The organism is Bacillus sp. 11C (assembly GCF_055486375.1).
The window spans coordinates 205202-221561 of the sequence record NZ_JBUPVZ010000002.1; the positions used below are offsets into that span (position 1 = coordinate 205202).

The window sequence follows — 16360 nt, forward strand, 5'->3', positions numbered from 1 at the left end:
GAAAAACATGGTTTGAGGTGTAAGGTTACCGTATGATTCAATATGCTAGTGAAAGTATTAATCTTCCAGGAGAAATTACTTTTAAAGACGTAAGAGAAATCTTTTTTTATCAACTCGGAAAAATCTCATTCTATTACTTTCTGTTGTTTTGCGCCATTTTTGCTGCAGTTCATTTCATTAACGGATGGCCCCGTATTGTTTATGGCAGCGACGCGCTTAACTTGTTTATGAATAGTATTTTGATTATCGTGATGTCAGTTCTGTTTACACTGCTGCTCCTCCTTCTTCTATATGTAAAGTTTTCTAGAGCATACAAGAAGAACGAACGGATTAAATCCAAAAGAACGTATACCCTCAATCAAGAAGGAATCCGTATATGTTCTAAAAAATATGACCTCATTTTTCATTGGAATGAAATCACGGCTGTTTTCGAATATAAGAATATCTTCCGGATCAATACATCCAGCAGCCAATATATTGCGATACCAAAACATTTTTTTCATTCCAAAGAGGAGATGAACAGATTCCGAGGAATTATCCTTAATCATACCGAAACAAAAAAAGTAAAATTCAAAAAGGATCAGCGCTGACAGTGCTGATCCTTTTATATTGATTGATGCGTTTCTTTTGCCTTCTGTTTATCTAAAAACGGTATCAGCTCTATCCCAGCCGATACACCTACAAACACGATGCACACAACAACAATCAGCAGATAATCATGGGTCATGTCAAAAAACAAACCGCCCGCATACACGCTGAGAGCCCCGGCGATCCGCCATTGGCAGCATGAAAAATTGAAAGGAAATTCTGAATGAGTTCATTCCTATGGCCAAAACAAACATAACCAGCAATACAAATCATTCATCCTAGGGACGCGCTCATGTTTCGGCTTGCCTTTGTTTGAGTATTGCGACTATTACGTCATGAAAAAATTCCCGCTCCTCGAAAAAAAAAGCGGAACAGCCAGCGCTGTCCGCTTTTGATCACGATTGAATGATCGGATGCTGATTCAAGATCGCAAAAATTCGTTCTGCCACTTCTTCCGTATGTGACAGCAGAAACATGTGCCCGCCGCCAAATTCATGGAACTTGATGTCTTTCGCCCACTTCTTCCAGCCTTGTGCATCCCTAATGCATTTTTCATCATCAAGCCCGTTAAAGACATGAACAGGTGATTGGATTGGGGTTACATCGTGAAGCTCAAATTGCTCAAGAGCCCGGTAATCTGATCGAAAGGAAGGCAGGAAAAAGGACATGACTTCCTTATTTTCAACGAGCTCCGCGGGCATCCCGCCTAATTTGATAATATGATCGAGAAATTGATCATCAGGCAGATGGGACACTTTCTTCCGCTGAATATGCGGCGGCTGTATCGCAGAAATGATCACCGCCTGAGGAAAGATGCCTTCACGCTCCAGCTTTTGCGCTAGCCTGAAGGTGATCATTCCGCCCATACTGTGTCCGAACAGCACAAACGGCCGATCGGGACGAAGGTTTAATTCTTGCTTGTACAAATCGGTCAGCTTTTCGAGATCCTCAATGGCTGACGTTTGATTCGTGCCGTGTCCCGGCGGCTCGGCAGCGAGCATCTCACACTCCCCTTGCAAAAAAGCATGGAGAGGGCGAAACGAAGCCGAGTAGCCGCCGGCAAACGGAAAACAGATGAGCTGAGTTTTTTCCGACGCATCAAATGATTTGAAGAGTTGACTCATTGGCCGTCTCCTCCTTTCACACTTCATTTAAGAAACCGTTATGGTTTGTGTATTAAGAAATTCGAGAAAAATCCCGGCATTCCTATCCAGAATTTCACCCTGCAGCATTTCAGCATGTGTTCCAAAGCCTCTTTTCACACGGTAAGCACCTGTTGTTGCCCCTTCCCATGATGCAAGCCATTCCGGCATGTCAAAATCAACGCCGGAAGTCAGCAGATCAATATCTGCTTTCACCTGTCCTGTGCTGATCAGGTTCACGTAGTACGAGTAAAAAGCGTGTGTTTTTTGCTTGAGGCCTTGTTTGACGGCTTCGCTGTTGAGCGCTTCATTGTCCCGGTTGACATTCATCAGGGCTTCGACATCACTTTCAACGGTGCGCCCGTCCAGATCGCTGACACCTTGTTTTTTATAGGAATCCACCATGATGATCCGCTGAACAATACGGCCTTGTTCCTCAAGCCTTTTGGCAGCTTCAAACGCCAGGCTGCATCCCGCTGAATATCCAAACAATATTAAAGGCCCTTCCGGCTGAAGCTTCTGGATCAAATCCGCATAGCGGTCAAGCCGGTTTTCCTCCTCAATGAAATCAAAGGCGCACAGTTTATATGACGGCAGGTGGCTGGCCAGGTTTTGGTACATGAGGCCATAGCCCAATACCGGCGGGAATGCAAAAATGATCTGATCCTGATCGGGATTTATCATCGTTACATCTTGCAATCCATCTGAGGCACCGTTTTTCAAATATGCTGAGATGCCGGCGATCGTCGGTGCATCAAACAAAAGCTTCACCGGGAGATCAATCCCGAGCTCTTTCTTGATGCGGGAAGCGGCGGTCATTGCCTTTAAGGAGTGCCCGCCGAGCGCAAAGAAATCGTCATGAATGCCGACTTGCTGTCTGCCGAGAATCTCGGACCAGATTTGCGCGATCGTTTCTTCCGTCTCGTTGCGCGGTCCGATCCATTCTTCCGCCGGCTGATCCTGATCCGGTTTTGGCAGCAGCCGTTTATTGACCTTTCCGTTTGTCGTTAAAGGAAACTCGTCCAAGAACGTAAAGGTTTGCGGCACCATGTAAGCAGGAAGCTGTTTTTTCAGATTCGCCTTTACGTCCCTAACTGAAAGCTGCGTTCGGTTCACGAGGTAAGCGTTGATTGACGCATCGCCAGACTCATGGCGGTCCGCCACAACGACCGCATCTTTCACACCCGGATATTCCTGCAGGTGTTTTTCGATTTCTTCAAGTTCAATCCGGTGTCCGCGTATTTTGACCTGGTCGTCAATACGGCCGGCGTATTCAATCGTTCCATCCGGCAGCCAGCGTGCTAAGTCCCCTGTGCGGTAAAGTGTTTCTCCCGGCTTAAACGGGTTCGTGATAAACTTTTGCTTCGTCAGGTCATGACGGTTTAGATACCCTTTTGATACGCCCATACCGCTGATGCACAGTTCACCAACCGCTCCGAATGGCTGGAGCTGGTTTTGCTCATTGAGAATATAAACACTGGCATTGCTAATCGGCTTTCCGATCGGCAATGAGGAAATGGAATCCGGTATATCATGTACAACGTGAGCTGTCGCAAATACCGTGCCCTCAGTAGGCCCGTAGCAGTTAATCAGCTTGCCCGGTCCCATGATCCGCAGCGCTTTTCTGACGTGAGGCACTGACGCCCGCTCCCCGCCGAATAACACGCAGCGAAGCCCCTTCATCCAATCCTCTCCCGCATCGGTGAGCAGGTTAAATAGTGCGGTTGTCGCAAACATGACATTGACATTTTCTTGATGAATCAGATTGGTTAGACGTTCTGTATCAAGCAGCGTTTGTTCATCTGCGATAATCAGCCGTGCCGCATTGAGTATTGAAGCGTAGAAATCAAAGGTAAATGCGTCAAAGGCGTAATTCGAAACAGATAAGAACGTATCTTTTTCAGAAAATGCCATGTAGTCTACATGCTTGACCAATCCTTGAATATTGGCATGAGTGGTGATATTGCCCTTCGGCTTTCCGGTTGTGCCGGACGTGTACATGATATATGCCGGATCATCGGATTCAATCGCGATTGCAGGGTCGCTTGCCTGTTCCTCAAACCGAGTTTGATCGTCGATGAAGAGCGTTGTTCCTGTATACGGCAGCTGAACCGCTTTTTCTTTCATTTCCTGATGTGTCAGCAGGCAGGCTGCCGCGCTGTCAGTCAGCATATACGAAATTCGGTCCTCCGGCAGCTTCGGATCAACCGGCAGATAAGCCGCTCCCGCTTTTAATACGCCGAGAATGCCGATCACCAGTTCAAGTGAGCGCTTCGTGTATAAAGCGACTACGGAACCTTTGCCCGCGCCTTGCTTTTGCAAACGGCGTGCAAGGCGGTTCGCTTCCTCATCTAATTCGCGATAGGAAAGGGTTTGGTTGGCATACGTAAGCGCCGGTGCATCCGGATCAACGTTCACCGCTTCCTTGAACCACTCCGTCAGAGGCTTTGCATCATGAGTTTGAGCCGGCGGGTTTAAGCCGGTTAGCAAAAACGCGCTCTCCTTTTCGTCAACGAGGCTGATCGTGCTGACTGGCTGATCCGGCTTCTCGATAAGCTGCTGAATCGCTGTGAGAAGCTGAGATTTCAAGCGCAGGATAAACGCCTCATCAAACACATTCTCATTATAGGCAAGCTTTATCAGCATCTCATCCCCCGGAGAAGCCATCAGATTGAGATCATAATTCGACTTCTCAAAAACATGTACATCCTCCATATCAAAGCCGTTTTCACTGTTTTCTTCATTTTTCGCATCCTGAAGCGGATAATTTTCAAAGACAATGATGTGGTCAATCAGTTTTGGCTGATCGGCCTGAGTTTGGATGTCATAAAGCGGCACATATTGATGCGGCTCGGACTGGAGCGATTGCTCCTGCAGCTGCTTGAGCAAACCGTTAAATGTGAGATCCTCAAACAATTTCACACGTCTCGGGACAACGTTGATAAACAGTCCGACCATATGTTCAACGCCTTTGATTTCCGCGGGGCGCCCGGAAACGACTGTGCCGAAGGTCAAATCGCCAGACTGCTGATAGCGGCTGATCAACACGCTCCAAACTGCCTGCAGCGCCGTACTCAAAGTGGTATGCTGCGATTTCGCAAGCTCGGCAAAGGCCTTTGTTTCCGCCTCCGGCAGCGAGAAGAGCAGTTCTTTCGGCTCGTATCCGCCCCCTTGTTTCTTTCTTTGCTCCGCAAACGTCGTCTGTCCTTCAAAGTCCTCTAAGTACTCGCGCCAGTAACGGAGTGACGCTTGTTTATCCTGTTTTTCGAGCCACTTGACATAGTCCTTATATGGTTTGACAGGCGGCAGATTGTACGGCTTTTGTTCGCGCAGGGCATTGTATACCTTGAACAGATCCTGCACGACGATGCCGAAGCACCAGCCGTCCAAAATGATGTGGTGGTAGCTCCACACCCATTCAAAGCTTTCTTCAGTTTTTTTGAAAATGGCTGCCCGCATGGGGATATCCCGGGTCAAATCAAAGCCCTTGATCTTATCCTGTTCTTTGTATTCATTGATTTTGGCTGTTTGCTCGCTGTCCGTTAAGTGCGTCAGGTCGATTTCTTCTATATGAAACTGGCGTTTTTTCAATACGACTTGGACAGGTCTTTTTACTTTTTCGTGAATGAACACGGTACGAAATACATCGTACCGGCCCATGATCACATTCATGCTTTCTTCAAGGCATTTGATATTCAAGCTGCCTTTCACTTTCATCGTAATTTGTTCAAGGTAAAAGCTCTGGCCGGGATTCAGGATGGTATGAAACAGCATCCCTTCCTGCATCGGCGATAGGTAATACATATCTTGAACCTGATCCTTGCTAAATTGACTCATATGCTTCGCTCCCGCCTCCTGTAATTCCCTTGCGTCTTATTTTAAATTCTCCTCAAGCATGTCAAAGATATCGCCCATCTCGTCCATTCCAAGGTCATCGGCGCTGAAGTCGCTTGGCGTGAACTCCTTGTCCTCTTTTTCCGTGCAATGGCGGATCAGCATCAGGAGGTTTTCTTTAAACCGTTCCATTTGCTCCTCGACTGTAGCTCTTTCAAACTCCTTCTCATTGTAGGAGCAAGAAAGCACAAACCGGCCGTTTCTAATCATGCCGCTGAAGCTTAAAGCATACAGCGCTTCTGATTCCTCGCTTACTTGACGCCCCATATCGAAAGTGGACGGCTCAAAGAAATCGGTTTTTACTTCACTGTCGAATTGGCCTAAATAGTTGAAGCTGATCTCTGGCGTGAAGCCCTTGGTTTCCGCTGTTTCTGTGACATAACGGAGAATGCCGTAGCCAACACCTTTGTCCGGAATACGGCGCAGGTTTTCTTTGACTGATTTGATCACGGCTGAGGCGTCTGCTTCAGATATGTCGAGCACAACAGGATATTGTGCCGTAAACCAGCCGACCGTCCTGGAGATATTCACATTCGGGATGATGTCCTCCCGTCCGTGTCCCTCCAGGTTTATGCCGATTTTGGCATCTTCTGTCCATTCTTTCATCGTTAAACCGAGCGCGCTGAGAAGAATATCATTGATTTCGGTTCCATATGGCTGATGAACATCTGTTAAGAGATGTTTGGTGTCTTCTTCCGTTAATTCACAAAGGACGGATGAGGTATGTTTGACAATCCGCCGCTCTGTTTCGTAGTCCTTCGGCACAGGAGAAACTTGTTCTGCGTCCATTTGTGCCCAGTATTCAGCCTGTTGTAAAAGATGCGCTGATTGGCTGAATGCTTCCAGTTCTTCCGCCCAGTCCTTGAAGGAGTTCGTTTTTTGCGGGAAGACAATGTTTTCTTCTTTCTCAGCCTGCATATAGCCTGAAGCAAAATCTTCAAGTAAAATCCGCCATGACACACCATCGACCACGAGATGGTGTACAGCGATGAGCAGGTGATCGCCAGCTTCCGTACGGTATTGCTCCGCCTTCAGAAGCGGTCCGTTTTGCAGATCGAGACTGCTTTGCAGCCTGTCCGCGAGAATTTTGATCTGGCTTTTCAGCATCTCTTCATCAGTGCCGTACAAATCAACGATCTCGAAGCTGATCTTGCTTTTACTGATCGGTTTATATGCTTGAATGATGTCCCCGTTTTCCTCGCGATAGACCAAACGGAGTGCATCATGATGTTCAATCAGTGCCTGCAACGTTTTCTCCACCCGTTCTGGGTCAAAGCCCTTCGCGGCGTGAAGCATCACCGATTGGTTCCAGTGGTGCTTGTTCGTGAAGTTCTTTTCAAAGAACCAGCGCTGAATCGGCGTCAGAATGGCTTCGCCTTCCACAGGCCCTTGGTCCGCCTGTTTGCCTTCGGCACGCTCCACGTATTGGGTGAGCTCCTCGATTGTCGGATGCTGGAAGAGATCTTTCATTTCCAGCTTCCAGCCGTGCTGGTTCAAGCGGCTCGCCATCTGAATTCCTTTGATGGAATCTCCGCCGAGTGAGAAGAAATTGTCACTGACACCGATCTCCGAAATGCCGAGCACATCCTGCCAAATGCCGGCAAGCAGCTCTTCCATATCCGTTGCCGGTGCTTTGTATTCTCCGCTTCCCGCTTCGATGTCCGGCTCAGGCAAGGCTTTGCGGTCTACTTTGCCGTTTGCCGTAACCGGAAGTTCGTTCAGCGTCACCCAGAACGCCGGGATCATGTAATCTGGCAAGGTTTCTTTCAGTGCTGATTTCAGTGCTTCTATGTCAGCTGTTTCCGGTGTCACGTACGCCGCAATCGCTGTATTGCCGCCTTTATCTTTGACAGCTGTCACCGCCGCATCCTGCACCTCTGAAAGCTGGGCGAGCTGGACTTCGATTTCTGAGAGCTCGATCCGGTAGCCGCGGACCTTGACCTGCTGGTCGATCCGGCCGATGTATGCGATACCGCCGTTCACCCATTTCACCAAATCGCCGGTGCGGTACATGCGTTCACCCGGCACAAACGGATCGGCGACAAACCGCTTCGCGGTTTCGTCTTCCTTGTTCAGATAGCCGCGCGCCAGTCCTCGCCCTGCCACGCAAAGCTCTCCGGCTACGCCTTCCGGCTGCACCTGATTGCCCCCGCCGAGAATATACACTCTTGTATTGGCGATCGCCTGCCCGATGGAAAGCGAGCCTTCCTCCGGATTGATTTCTGTGCTTGTGGCAACGACCGTGTTTTCTGTCGGCCCGTAGTTGTTGACGAGCGTGTACGGCTGTTTGACCGCGCGTTTCAGCTTGTCCCCGCCTGTCAGTAATACGCGAAGCGATGTGTTCTCAAGCTCCATGAACTGTTCTGCCAGCTGTGTCGGCAGGAACGTGATCGTCACGCCGTGCGCTTCGAAATAGTCGTTCAGGCGGACGATATCGAGGCGGATCGCTTCATCAATGACGTGAAGCTCAGCGCCGATCGTCCAGGTCGGGAACATCTCCCAAATGGAAGCGTCGAATCCAAAGCCCGCGTACTTCGCACTGCGGTCCTCCGCTGTCATGCTGAACGCATCGTGGTGCCAGAAGCAGAGGTTCACAAGCGCATGGTGCTCAACCATGACACCCTTCGGCTGACCGGTCGTTCCTGACGTGTAAATCATGTACGCGAGGTTCTCCGCTTTTGTAGCTGTGAGCGGATCTTCCTCATCGTTTTCATCCAGCGGCAGGCTTAAAATCGTGCGGTCACCATCAAGAAGAATGACCTCTCCCGTATAGCTGGCCGGCACTGCGATGCCTTCCTGTTTCAAGAGAATCTTCGCGCCACTGTCTTGTAAAATGTAGTCAATCCGCTGATCCGGATAGTCAGGGTCAATCGGCACAAACGCCGCTCCCGCCTTTAAGACGCCGAGCACCGCGGCGGACATTTCAAGCGACGGCTTCGTGAGAACACCAACGCGCTCATCCGCACTGATCCCGCAGTCGATCAGAATCCGGGCGAGACGATTCGCCTTGGCGTTCAGCTCGCCGTACGTCCACGACTGGCCATTGTATGTGACAGCCGGACGGTCTTTGTGGCGCTGAGCCGTTTCTTCGAATAGCTGATGAACGGTTATGTCTGTCGGCACAGGCAGCGTGTTGCCCTTCCATGCCTCGAGAAGCGTTTGTTTTTCTGTTTCGGTGACGAGTGACAGGCTGGAAAGCGGCTGGTTCGGGTTTTCCGCAACAGCCTTCAGTAAACGAAGAACATATTCGCTCCATTTCTCAGCCGTTTCTTTTGAGAACAGATCAGTCGCATATTCGAGCTGCAGGCCGATGCCGTTTTCATCAGTAAATCCGCCTAATGTCAGATCAAACTTAGAAGTTCCTTGATGAGACTCGTAAGGTGAAATGCTTAGATTCTGCAATGCGAGCTGTTCTTTATCAGGATTTTCTGTCGTCACCATTACGTTAAACAATGGATTTCTGCTCATATCCCGAGGGAGATCAAGCTGATTGACCAAGTCCTCAAACGGATATTCCTGATGCTCCAGTGCTGACAGGTTCGTCTGCTTCGCTTGCTCGAGGAGCTCTGTAAATGTTTGCTGTTCTTCCGCTTCCATTCTTAAGGCAAGCGTATTAACGAACATTCCCGGCATGTCTTGGACATCAGCATTCGTCCGGCCGGCAGTAACGGAGCCGATGACGATATCACGCTGTCCGGAAATTTTGCTTAAAAAGACGTGGAAAACAGCGTGAAGCACCATGTGCAAGGTCGTTCCAGTTTCCGCGAGCAGTTTTTCTACCGCTTTTGCCGTCTCACTCCCCGTACGGAAACGGACCGTGTCCCCTTTAAAGCTTTGCACAGGCGGACGGGCGTAATCGAGCGGAAGATCAAGCTCAGGCAGCTCGCCTGAAAGAACCGAGAGCCAGTACGCCTCATGCTCCTTCATCCGCTCCTTTTGCTCCGCTTCATTTTGCCAAACGGCGAAATCCTTATAGTGAAGCGCCGGATCTGGAAGCTGCTCCCCTTTGTAAAGCAGTGCCAATTCTTTTACAAAAATGCCTCTTGATACGCCGTCTGCGATAATATGATGCATATCCAACAGCAGCAAATGTTTTTTCGCTTCTATTCGAAGCAACGCCGCGCGAATAAGCGGTGCATCGTTTAAGTCGAATGGCTGGATAAATTCCTTGATCTTTTGTTCCGCTTCATCTTCTTCCGCTTCAAACACGTGTAGATCAATCGCCGCCTCCTCCATAATGCGCTGAACAGGCTCACCATTTGCTTCTATAAATGACGTACGCAATGACTCATGGCGGTTCACAAGCTGATTGAGCGAGTCGCGCAGACGAGAAATATCAAGCTCGCCTTCCATCAGAAGAACAGATGGCATGTTGTAGCTGATCGTCTGCCGGTCAAGCTGATTCAGTACATACATCCGTTTCTGTGCGGATGACAATGGATACATATCCTGTTTGTCAGCCGATTTAAGCAAGTGGTGGCCGCCTGAAACCGCCGATGCCTCCATATAAGCCGCCAGCTGGCGGACAGTCGGCTGCTCGAACAAGGCTTTAAGCGGTACGGTTTTCCTCAATTCGGCCTGAATGTTGGCAATGAGCATCATCCCTTTTAAGGAATGGCCGCCTAAATCGAAGAAATCGTCGTCGATTCCGATCGCTTCTATGCTAAGCGTTTTCTCCCAAATGCGGCATAGACTCTCTTCAAGCGCTGTTTCCGGTGCAGCTGAGGCCTTGCTTACGGATTGTGCCGCGTGCGGCTTTGGCAATGCGTTTCTGTCGGTTTTCCCGTTTGCGGTCAGCGGAATGGCGTCCACCTGCACAAAAAAAGCAGGAATCATATGAGACGGCAGTGTTTGTGAAAGCTGGTTCCGGAGCGCTGCTTTTTCAATGGCTTGCTCCGCCGTATAATACGCGCAAAGCTCTTGAAGCCCGCCCTCGGAAACCGCCAGCACAAACGCTTCTTGAATGCCGCTGAGGCTGAGCATGACCGTTTCAATTTCCTTTGGCTCAATGCGATAGCCGCGGATTTTCACCTGATCATCAGCCCGGCCGATAAATTCAAGTGTACCGTCAGAAAGTCTCCGCACAACATCTCCGGTTTTGTACATGAGGCTGTCCGGTGAATATGGATTTTTAACAAACCTCTCCGCCGTCAGCTGAGGCCTGTTGAGATACCCTCTCGCAAGCCCCTGTCCCGTGATATAGAGCTGGCCGCTCGCTCCCGGAGGCACAAGCTTCAAAGCCTCATTCAAAACAAGCGCGCCGGCATTCGCAATCGGCTGTCCGATTGTCGGGCGTTTCGCGAACGCGTCCGGTTCAGATAGATCAACCCGTCCGGCGATGGCGCCGATCGTTGCTTCAGTCGGGCCGAAGTGATTGATAAATTCGGTATGTCTGTACACCTTGCGGAAGGCGAGAACATCAGCCGGAATGATTTTTTCTCCTCCCAAGACAATCAAGCGCAAGGATTCAAAGTTTGGCTCTTTTGTAAAGCTGGCCGTATTCACCATCGTATGGAACAGAGACGGTGTCAGTTTGATATAAGTGATTCCGTGCCCCTTGATATAACGCCCCATTTCATCCGGCGCCGTATAGGTTTCCTTCGGCACGATGTGGAGCTCGCCCCCTGCCAGAAGCACAGGGAACACGCTCGTATAGCCCAGATCGAATGCGTAAGACGAAAGCAATACAGTCTTATCGCTTTCCGTTAGAACCGCCTCTTCATTAAACCAAGAAACATAGTTTGTCAGATTGCGATGCTCGATCTGCACGCCCTTCGGCTTCCCGGTCGTACCGGACGTATAAATGACGTATGCAAGATTATGAGACCCGGAGATCGAAGAGGGGTGCTCCTTACTCGCATTTCTCCATTTCGCGTCATCAAGGTTGACGATTGTTCCTTCATATTGCCCAATGGCCGTCATGTTTCTTTCATTCACGACCGCAATTCTCGCTCCGCTGTCCTCTAATGAATAGCGGATTCGTTCTTCGGGCGTATCAGGATCAATCGGCAGGAAAGCCGCCCCCGCTTTCATGACACCAAGAATCGATACCATAACCTCAGCTGACCGATCCATGACAATCGCGACGATGTCTTCACGTCCTGCACCTTGCGCGCGAAGATGATGCGCCAGCTGGTTCGCCTGTTCATCAAGCTCGCGATAGGTCAGCAGATTTCCCCCAGACCTTACCGCAGGATGATCAGGTGTTTGTTGGGCCTGTTTTTCGAAAAGAGCTGCAAAGGTTGCTTCAGTCTTTTGAGTCATATGCCTTTCTTCAAGCAAAGCAGCCGTTTCTGCAGGTGAAAGCAAGTCTGCATCAGACAGCCGAACGTTCGGATTAGCCGCGGCCGATTTGATGATATTGACAAAGTGGCTGCTCCAGCGGCGGATCGTCTCGTCCTTAAACAGGGCAGTCGCATAGTCAAAGCTTAGGCCGATATCCTCTTCACGCTCGACCGCTTCCAAGGAGAAATCAAATTTCGCGACGTGATGAAGCATGGAATATGAAGAAATCTTCAAATCTCCTAATCTCAATGAAGGAATCTCCATATTCTGCATGTTGAACATCACGCTAAACAGCGGACTTCGGCTAGTATCCCTTGTAAGCGGAAGCTTTTCAATCAGCTCCTCAAGCGGATAGCTCTGGTGCTCGAAAGCTTGAAGGCTGGCTGATTTCACCTCTTCAAGGAATTGCGCAAAGGTTTTATCCCCCGCAGGCGCCGTTCTTAATGCCACCGTGTTGACAAACATGCCCGGCACACCTTGCAGATCAGGATGTGTTCTTCCCGCAGTCGGCGAGCCGACAATGATATCGTCCTGTGACGCGTACTTAGAAAGAAGGACATTGAACGCCGCCAGCAAAAACATGTACATTGTCGTATCCGTTTCGGCCAAGAGTGACTTGATTTGAGCCGTCATCTGTTTATCAAGCCCGAACATCACGCGCTCTCCTTCAAAGCTCCGCTCAGCAGGCCGCTCAAAATCCGCCGGAAGATCAAGAATCGGCAACTCGCCTTTAAAGGTCTCGAGCCAATATGCTTCATCCTTTTGATGATCAGCATGTTCTTTGTTCCAGACAGCGTAATCTTTATAGTGAATCTGCGGCAGCTCAAGATCAGTGCCTTGATATATTTTGGCGAGATCACCGATCAGAATGCCTGTTGAACTGCCGTCAGTAATGATATGGTGCATATCAATGAGCAGCAGGTGGCGTTCTTCTTCAAGCTGGACAAGCTTCGAACGGACGAGCGGCGCGCGGTTTAATTCAAACGGCTGAATGAACGCTTTGATCATCTCTTCCGCGTCTTCTTCCCGTCCCTTGGCAGCCTCCAGCTGAAACGATATGTTTTTATGAATGGTTTGTACAACCTCTCCGTCGATCATGTCAAATGATGTACGGAGAATTTCGTGCCGGTTGATTAATTGCTGAATCGCGTTTTCAAGCCGGTCTTTCTCTACTTCTCCCTCCAGCAAAAGTACAGCGGGGACGTTGTAGCTTGTGTTTGCTTGTCCAAGCTGATTGAGGATATACATTCTCCGCTGGGCTGGGGATACAGGATAATGCTGCTGATAAGGTGCTTGCCTGATCGGTTCAAACGTCTGCTCCTCCTTGCCTTCGTTCTCTTCCAAATACAGCGCCAGTTCTTGAATGGTCGGCTTTTCAAAAAGCACTTTTATCGGCACTTCCTTATGAAATTGCTCTTGGATTTTCGCCGTCATCATCATCGCTTTCAACGAATGGCCGCCGATCATAAAGAAGTTATCGGTAACGCCTGCTTTGACGCCGAGAATCCCTTCCCAAATCTCCGCTAATTTCTTTTCACTCTCTGTCTCTGGTGCTGCGTATTCCCGCTGCACAGCTTCTGATTGAGGCGCAGGAAGTTCTTTTTTGTTGATTTTTCCGTTCGGCGTGAGCGGCAGGCTGTCCATCTGAATCAAATGGGCGGGAACCATATAATCAGGCAAAGACTGAGACAGCGTTTTTCTAAGCCCGCTCACAGATACTTCGCGATCCGCCGTAAGGTACGCGCAAATTTCATTTTCATCCGCTTTGTTCTTGCGGATGATCACCGCAGCCTCTGTCACATGATCCGCCATGTTCAGTTTTGCTTCAATTTCGCCAAGCTCAATTCGGAAGCCGCGCACCTTCACTTGATTGTCGATTCTGCCTAAAAACTCGATATTCCCGTCCGGCAGCCATCTCGCCAAGTCGCCAGTGCGATAAATCCTTTCACCCGGTCTGAACGGATCTTCGAGAAATTGCTTCTCCGTCAGCTCAGGAAGATTAACATATCCTCGCGCTACACCAATTCCGCCGACGCACAGCTCACCCGGCGCGCCAATTGGCTGCAGACGCTGCTGTTCATCCATGATGTAGGCAGTTGAATTTCCGATAGGCTTCCCAATGGGAATAGTGCCGCTGTACTCACGGTCGATCAGAAAACTTGTTGAAAATGTCGTGTTTTCTGTCGGGCCATATCCGTTCCACAACGAAAGCGAAGGCGATGCCTGTTTCACTTTGCTGACGATATGCGGCACGAGCGCGTCTCCGCCGATGATTAAATGGCGTAATGTGCCGAATATGCCGGCGTCCTTTGCGGCAAGCTGGTTGAATAAAGGTGATGTCAGCCACATGGTCGTGATTCTCTGCTCTCGCAGGAATGCCGCAAATGGTTTCGCATCAAGTAGCGTCTCTTTTTTAACGGGATAAAGCGCTGCGCCATTCAGCAGTGCGCCGAATACCTCAAAGGTGCCGGCATCAAAGCTGACAGCCCCCGTTTGCGCCATGCGGTCCTCCTCGTGAACAGGAACGTAACCGGCATTTTTGACGAGGCGCAAGATGCTTTTATGTTCAATCATGACGCCTTTCGGTTTGCCCGTCGAACCAGATGTATACATGATGTATGCCAAATCAGACGGCGAGGATGGCAGATTGAGATTGTCAGCCGCTTCGCTCTCTTCAAAACCACTGTCCAGTGTAAGAACCGGCACTTGCAGCTGCTGCGCCTGCTCTGCATATGTCTTTCCGGCCAATACCATCCGAATCGAGCTGTCCTCCGCCATGAAACGAAGCCGGTCTTTAGGAAGCGCTGGATCAAGCGGCACATAGGCGGCGCCTGCTTTTAACACAGCAAGCATACCGACAACGGTTTCTGCCGATCGGTCATTCATAATCGCGGCTGTTTCCCCTTTTTGAAGACCTTGTTCAACAAGCTTTCTCGCCAGACGGTTAGCCGCTCTATTCAGCTCACGGTACGTCAGCTCGGCTCCTTCATATACGACGGCAGTGCTTGCCGGTGTTCGTTGCGCTTGTTCTTCAAACACTTGATGAACGGCCTTTCCCTCAGGAAGTTCGGCTTTCGTTTGGTTAAACACCTCGACAATCTGCCGCTGCTCTTCGTCTCCCACAAGCCCGTACTCACGCACATAAGCGTCCGGCTGATCGACAGCCGCTTCCATCATGCGGGTAAGGTGCTCTGCTGTCCGTTCGATAAAATCGGAATCAAGGGCGGCTCCGTTATATTTGATTTTGACGGTCCACGTTTTGCCTGGATACACAATCAGGTTGAAGTCGAAGCTTGTTTGCTCAAATGCGCTTTCTACCTTGATAGAAAATCCGAGGCGGTCTTCCATGCTGCCATTTTCAAGCTCTTGATCAAGCGGATAATTTTCAAACGCGACCAAATGGTTCAAGAGATTGCCATCAAGGGCTGAGCGTTTTTGAATCTCATAGAGCGGCACGTAATCGTAGCGCTCCGCCTCTACCGCATGCTGCTGGACAGCTGAGAAAATATCAGCAAAAGCAGCATCACGATCAACTTTTACCCGCACCGGAATCGTGTTGATAAACAGCCCCGCCATCGTTTCAATCCCGTTGATTTCAGACGGCCGTCCCGATACGACCGTGCCGAAGACAACGTCATTTGCAAAGTTGTATTTACTGAGAACAATACCCCAAACAGCCTGAAACAGGTTGGGCCCTGTCACTTGGTGACGGTTTGCGGTTTGCTGAATGCGGGCAACCAGTGTTTCGTCCCATGTAAATGAGTATTCTTTATTGACATATTCGTCTTGTTTCTCAGGCAGGCGGCCCGGAAGCACGCTCGGCTGTTCAAAACCCGCTAAGCGTTCGCTCCAGTAGCTCTCTGCTTCTTCATTGTCTTGTTTTCCGAGCCACTTGATGTAGTCGGAATAAGGTTTGCCCTGACCGTTTGCCGGTGTCCGGCCTCCTCTGAGCGCCTCGTAGTTTTGGAACAGGCTTTTCATGAGCACGCCCATGCTCCAGCCGTCCATCATAATATGATGATTGCTCCAGACAAGATACAGCTGATCTGCGTCAAGACGGAAAACCGCCACCTTGAACAACATGTCTTTTGCCAGGTTAAAACCTTGGCGCTGCACATCTTGTTTATAACGCTCAATGTGCTCTTTTTGGCGGTCTGCGTCCGCATGACTAATATCTTCATAGTGCACCTTTGTTTTGCGTTCAGCTAACACAACCTGACGCGGTTTTTGCAGCTGCTGGTGCACAAATACCGTACGGAGAATATCATAAGACCGAATCAGTTCATTGACGCTTTTCTCAAAGATTTCAAGATCAAAAGCACCGTGTATCCCAAGCTCTAATTGTGTGAAGTACGAGGAAGAATGCGGATCAAGCATCGCATGATACAGCATTCCCTCCTGCATTGGTGTCAGTGCGTACACCTTTTGAATCGATTTTTTGCTCATATGCC

Annotated in this window: 4 protein-coding genes and 1 pseudogene; 1 reads left to right on the forward strand and 4 read right to left on the reverse strand. The window is 49.6% G+C overall.

What is annotated here, in order from left to right; translation table 11 throughout:
* The first annotated feature begins 32 nt into the window (after nucleotides 1–32).
* Nucleotides 33–590 carry a YcxB family protein gene (locus tag ACY3LV_RS03790; RefSeq protein ID WP_464863406.1) on the forward strand — a complete coding sequence of 186 codons (558 nt, stop codon included), beginning with the start codon at nucleotides 33–35 and terminating at the stop codon, nucleotides 588–590.
* 14 nt (nucleotides 591–604) lie between these two features.
* On the opposite strand, the pseudogene ACY3LV_RS03795 reads toward ACY3LV_RS03790, so the two are convergent.
* From ACY3LV_RS03795 to srfAB, 4 genes and pseudogenes are all read right to left on the reverse strand, one after another.
* Nucleotides 605–775, reverse strand: a pseudogene (locus ACY3LV_RS03795) (MFS transporter); the annotation flags it as partial.
* Nucleotides 776–983: 208 nt separating this feature from the next.
* On the reverse strand, nucleotides 984–1712 hold the full coding sequence (gene srfAD / locus ACY3LV_RS03800; protein WP_148962963.1) for a surfactin biosynthesis thioesterase SrfAD: 729 nt from the start codon (nucleotides 1710–1712) through the stop codon (nucleotides 984–986).
* Between the two features lie 27 nt (nucleotides 1713–1739).
* On the reverse strand, nucleotides 1740–5567 hold the full coding sequence (gene srfAC / locus ACY3LV_RS03805; RefSeq protein WP_464863407.1) for a surfactin non-ribosomal peptide synthetase SrfAC: 3828 nt from the start codon (nucleotides 5565–5567) through the stop codon (nucleotides 1740–1742).
* Between the two features lie 36 nt (nucleotides 5568–5603).
* The gene (gene srfAB / locus ACY3LV_RS03810; RefSeq protein WP_464863408.1) at nucleotides 5604–16355 is read right to left on the reverse strand and encodes a surfactin non-ribosomal peptide synthetase SrfAB; all 10752 of its coding nucleotides are present in this window, start codon (nucleotides 16353–16355) and stop codon (nucleotides 5604–5606) included.
* Nucleotides 16356–16360: the final 5 nt, after the last annotated feature.

Bases quoted from the DNA above. Each gene is read 5' to 3' on its own strand.
- srfAC (WP_464863407.1), bottom strand. From the start codon at position 5,567: ATGAGTCAATTTAGCAAGGATCAGGTTCAAGATATGTATTACCTATCG.
- srfAB (WP_464863408.1), bottom strand. From the start codon at position 16,355: ATGAGCAAAAAATCGATTCAAAAGGTGTACGCACTGACACCAATGCAG.
- ACY3LV_RS03790 (WP_464863406.1), top strand. From the start codon at position 33: ATGATTCAATATGCTAGTGAAAGTATTAATCTTCCAGGAGAAATTACT.
- srfAD (WP_148962963.1), bottom strand. From the start codon at position 1,712: ATGAGTCAACTCTTCAAATCATTTGATGCGTCGGAAAAAACTCAGCTC.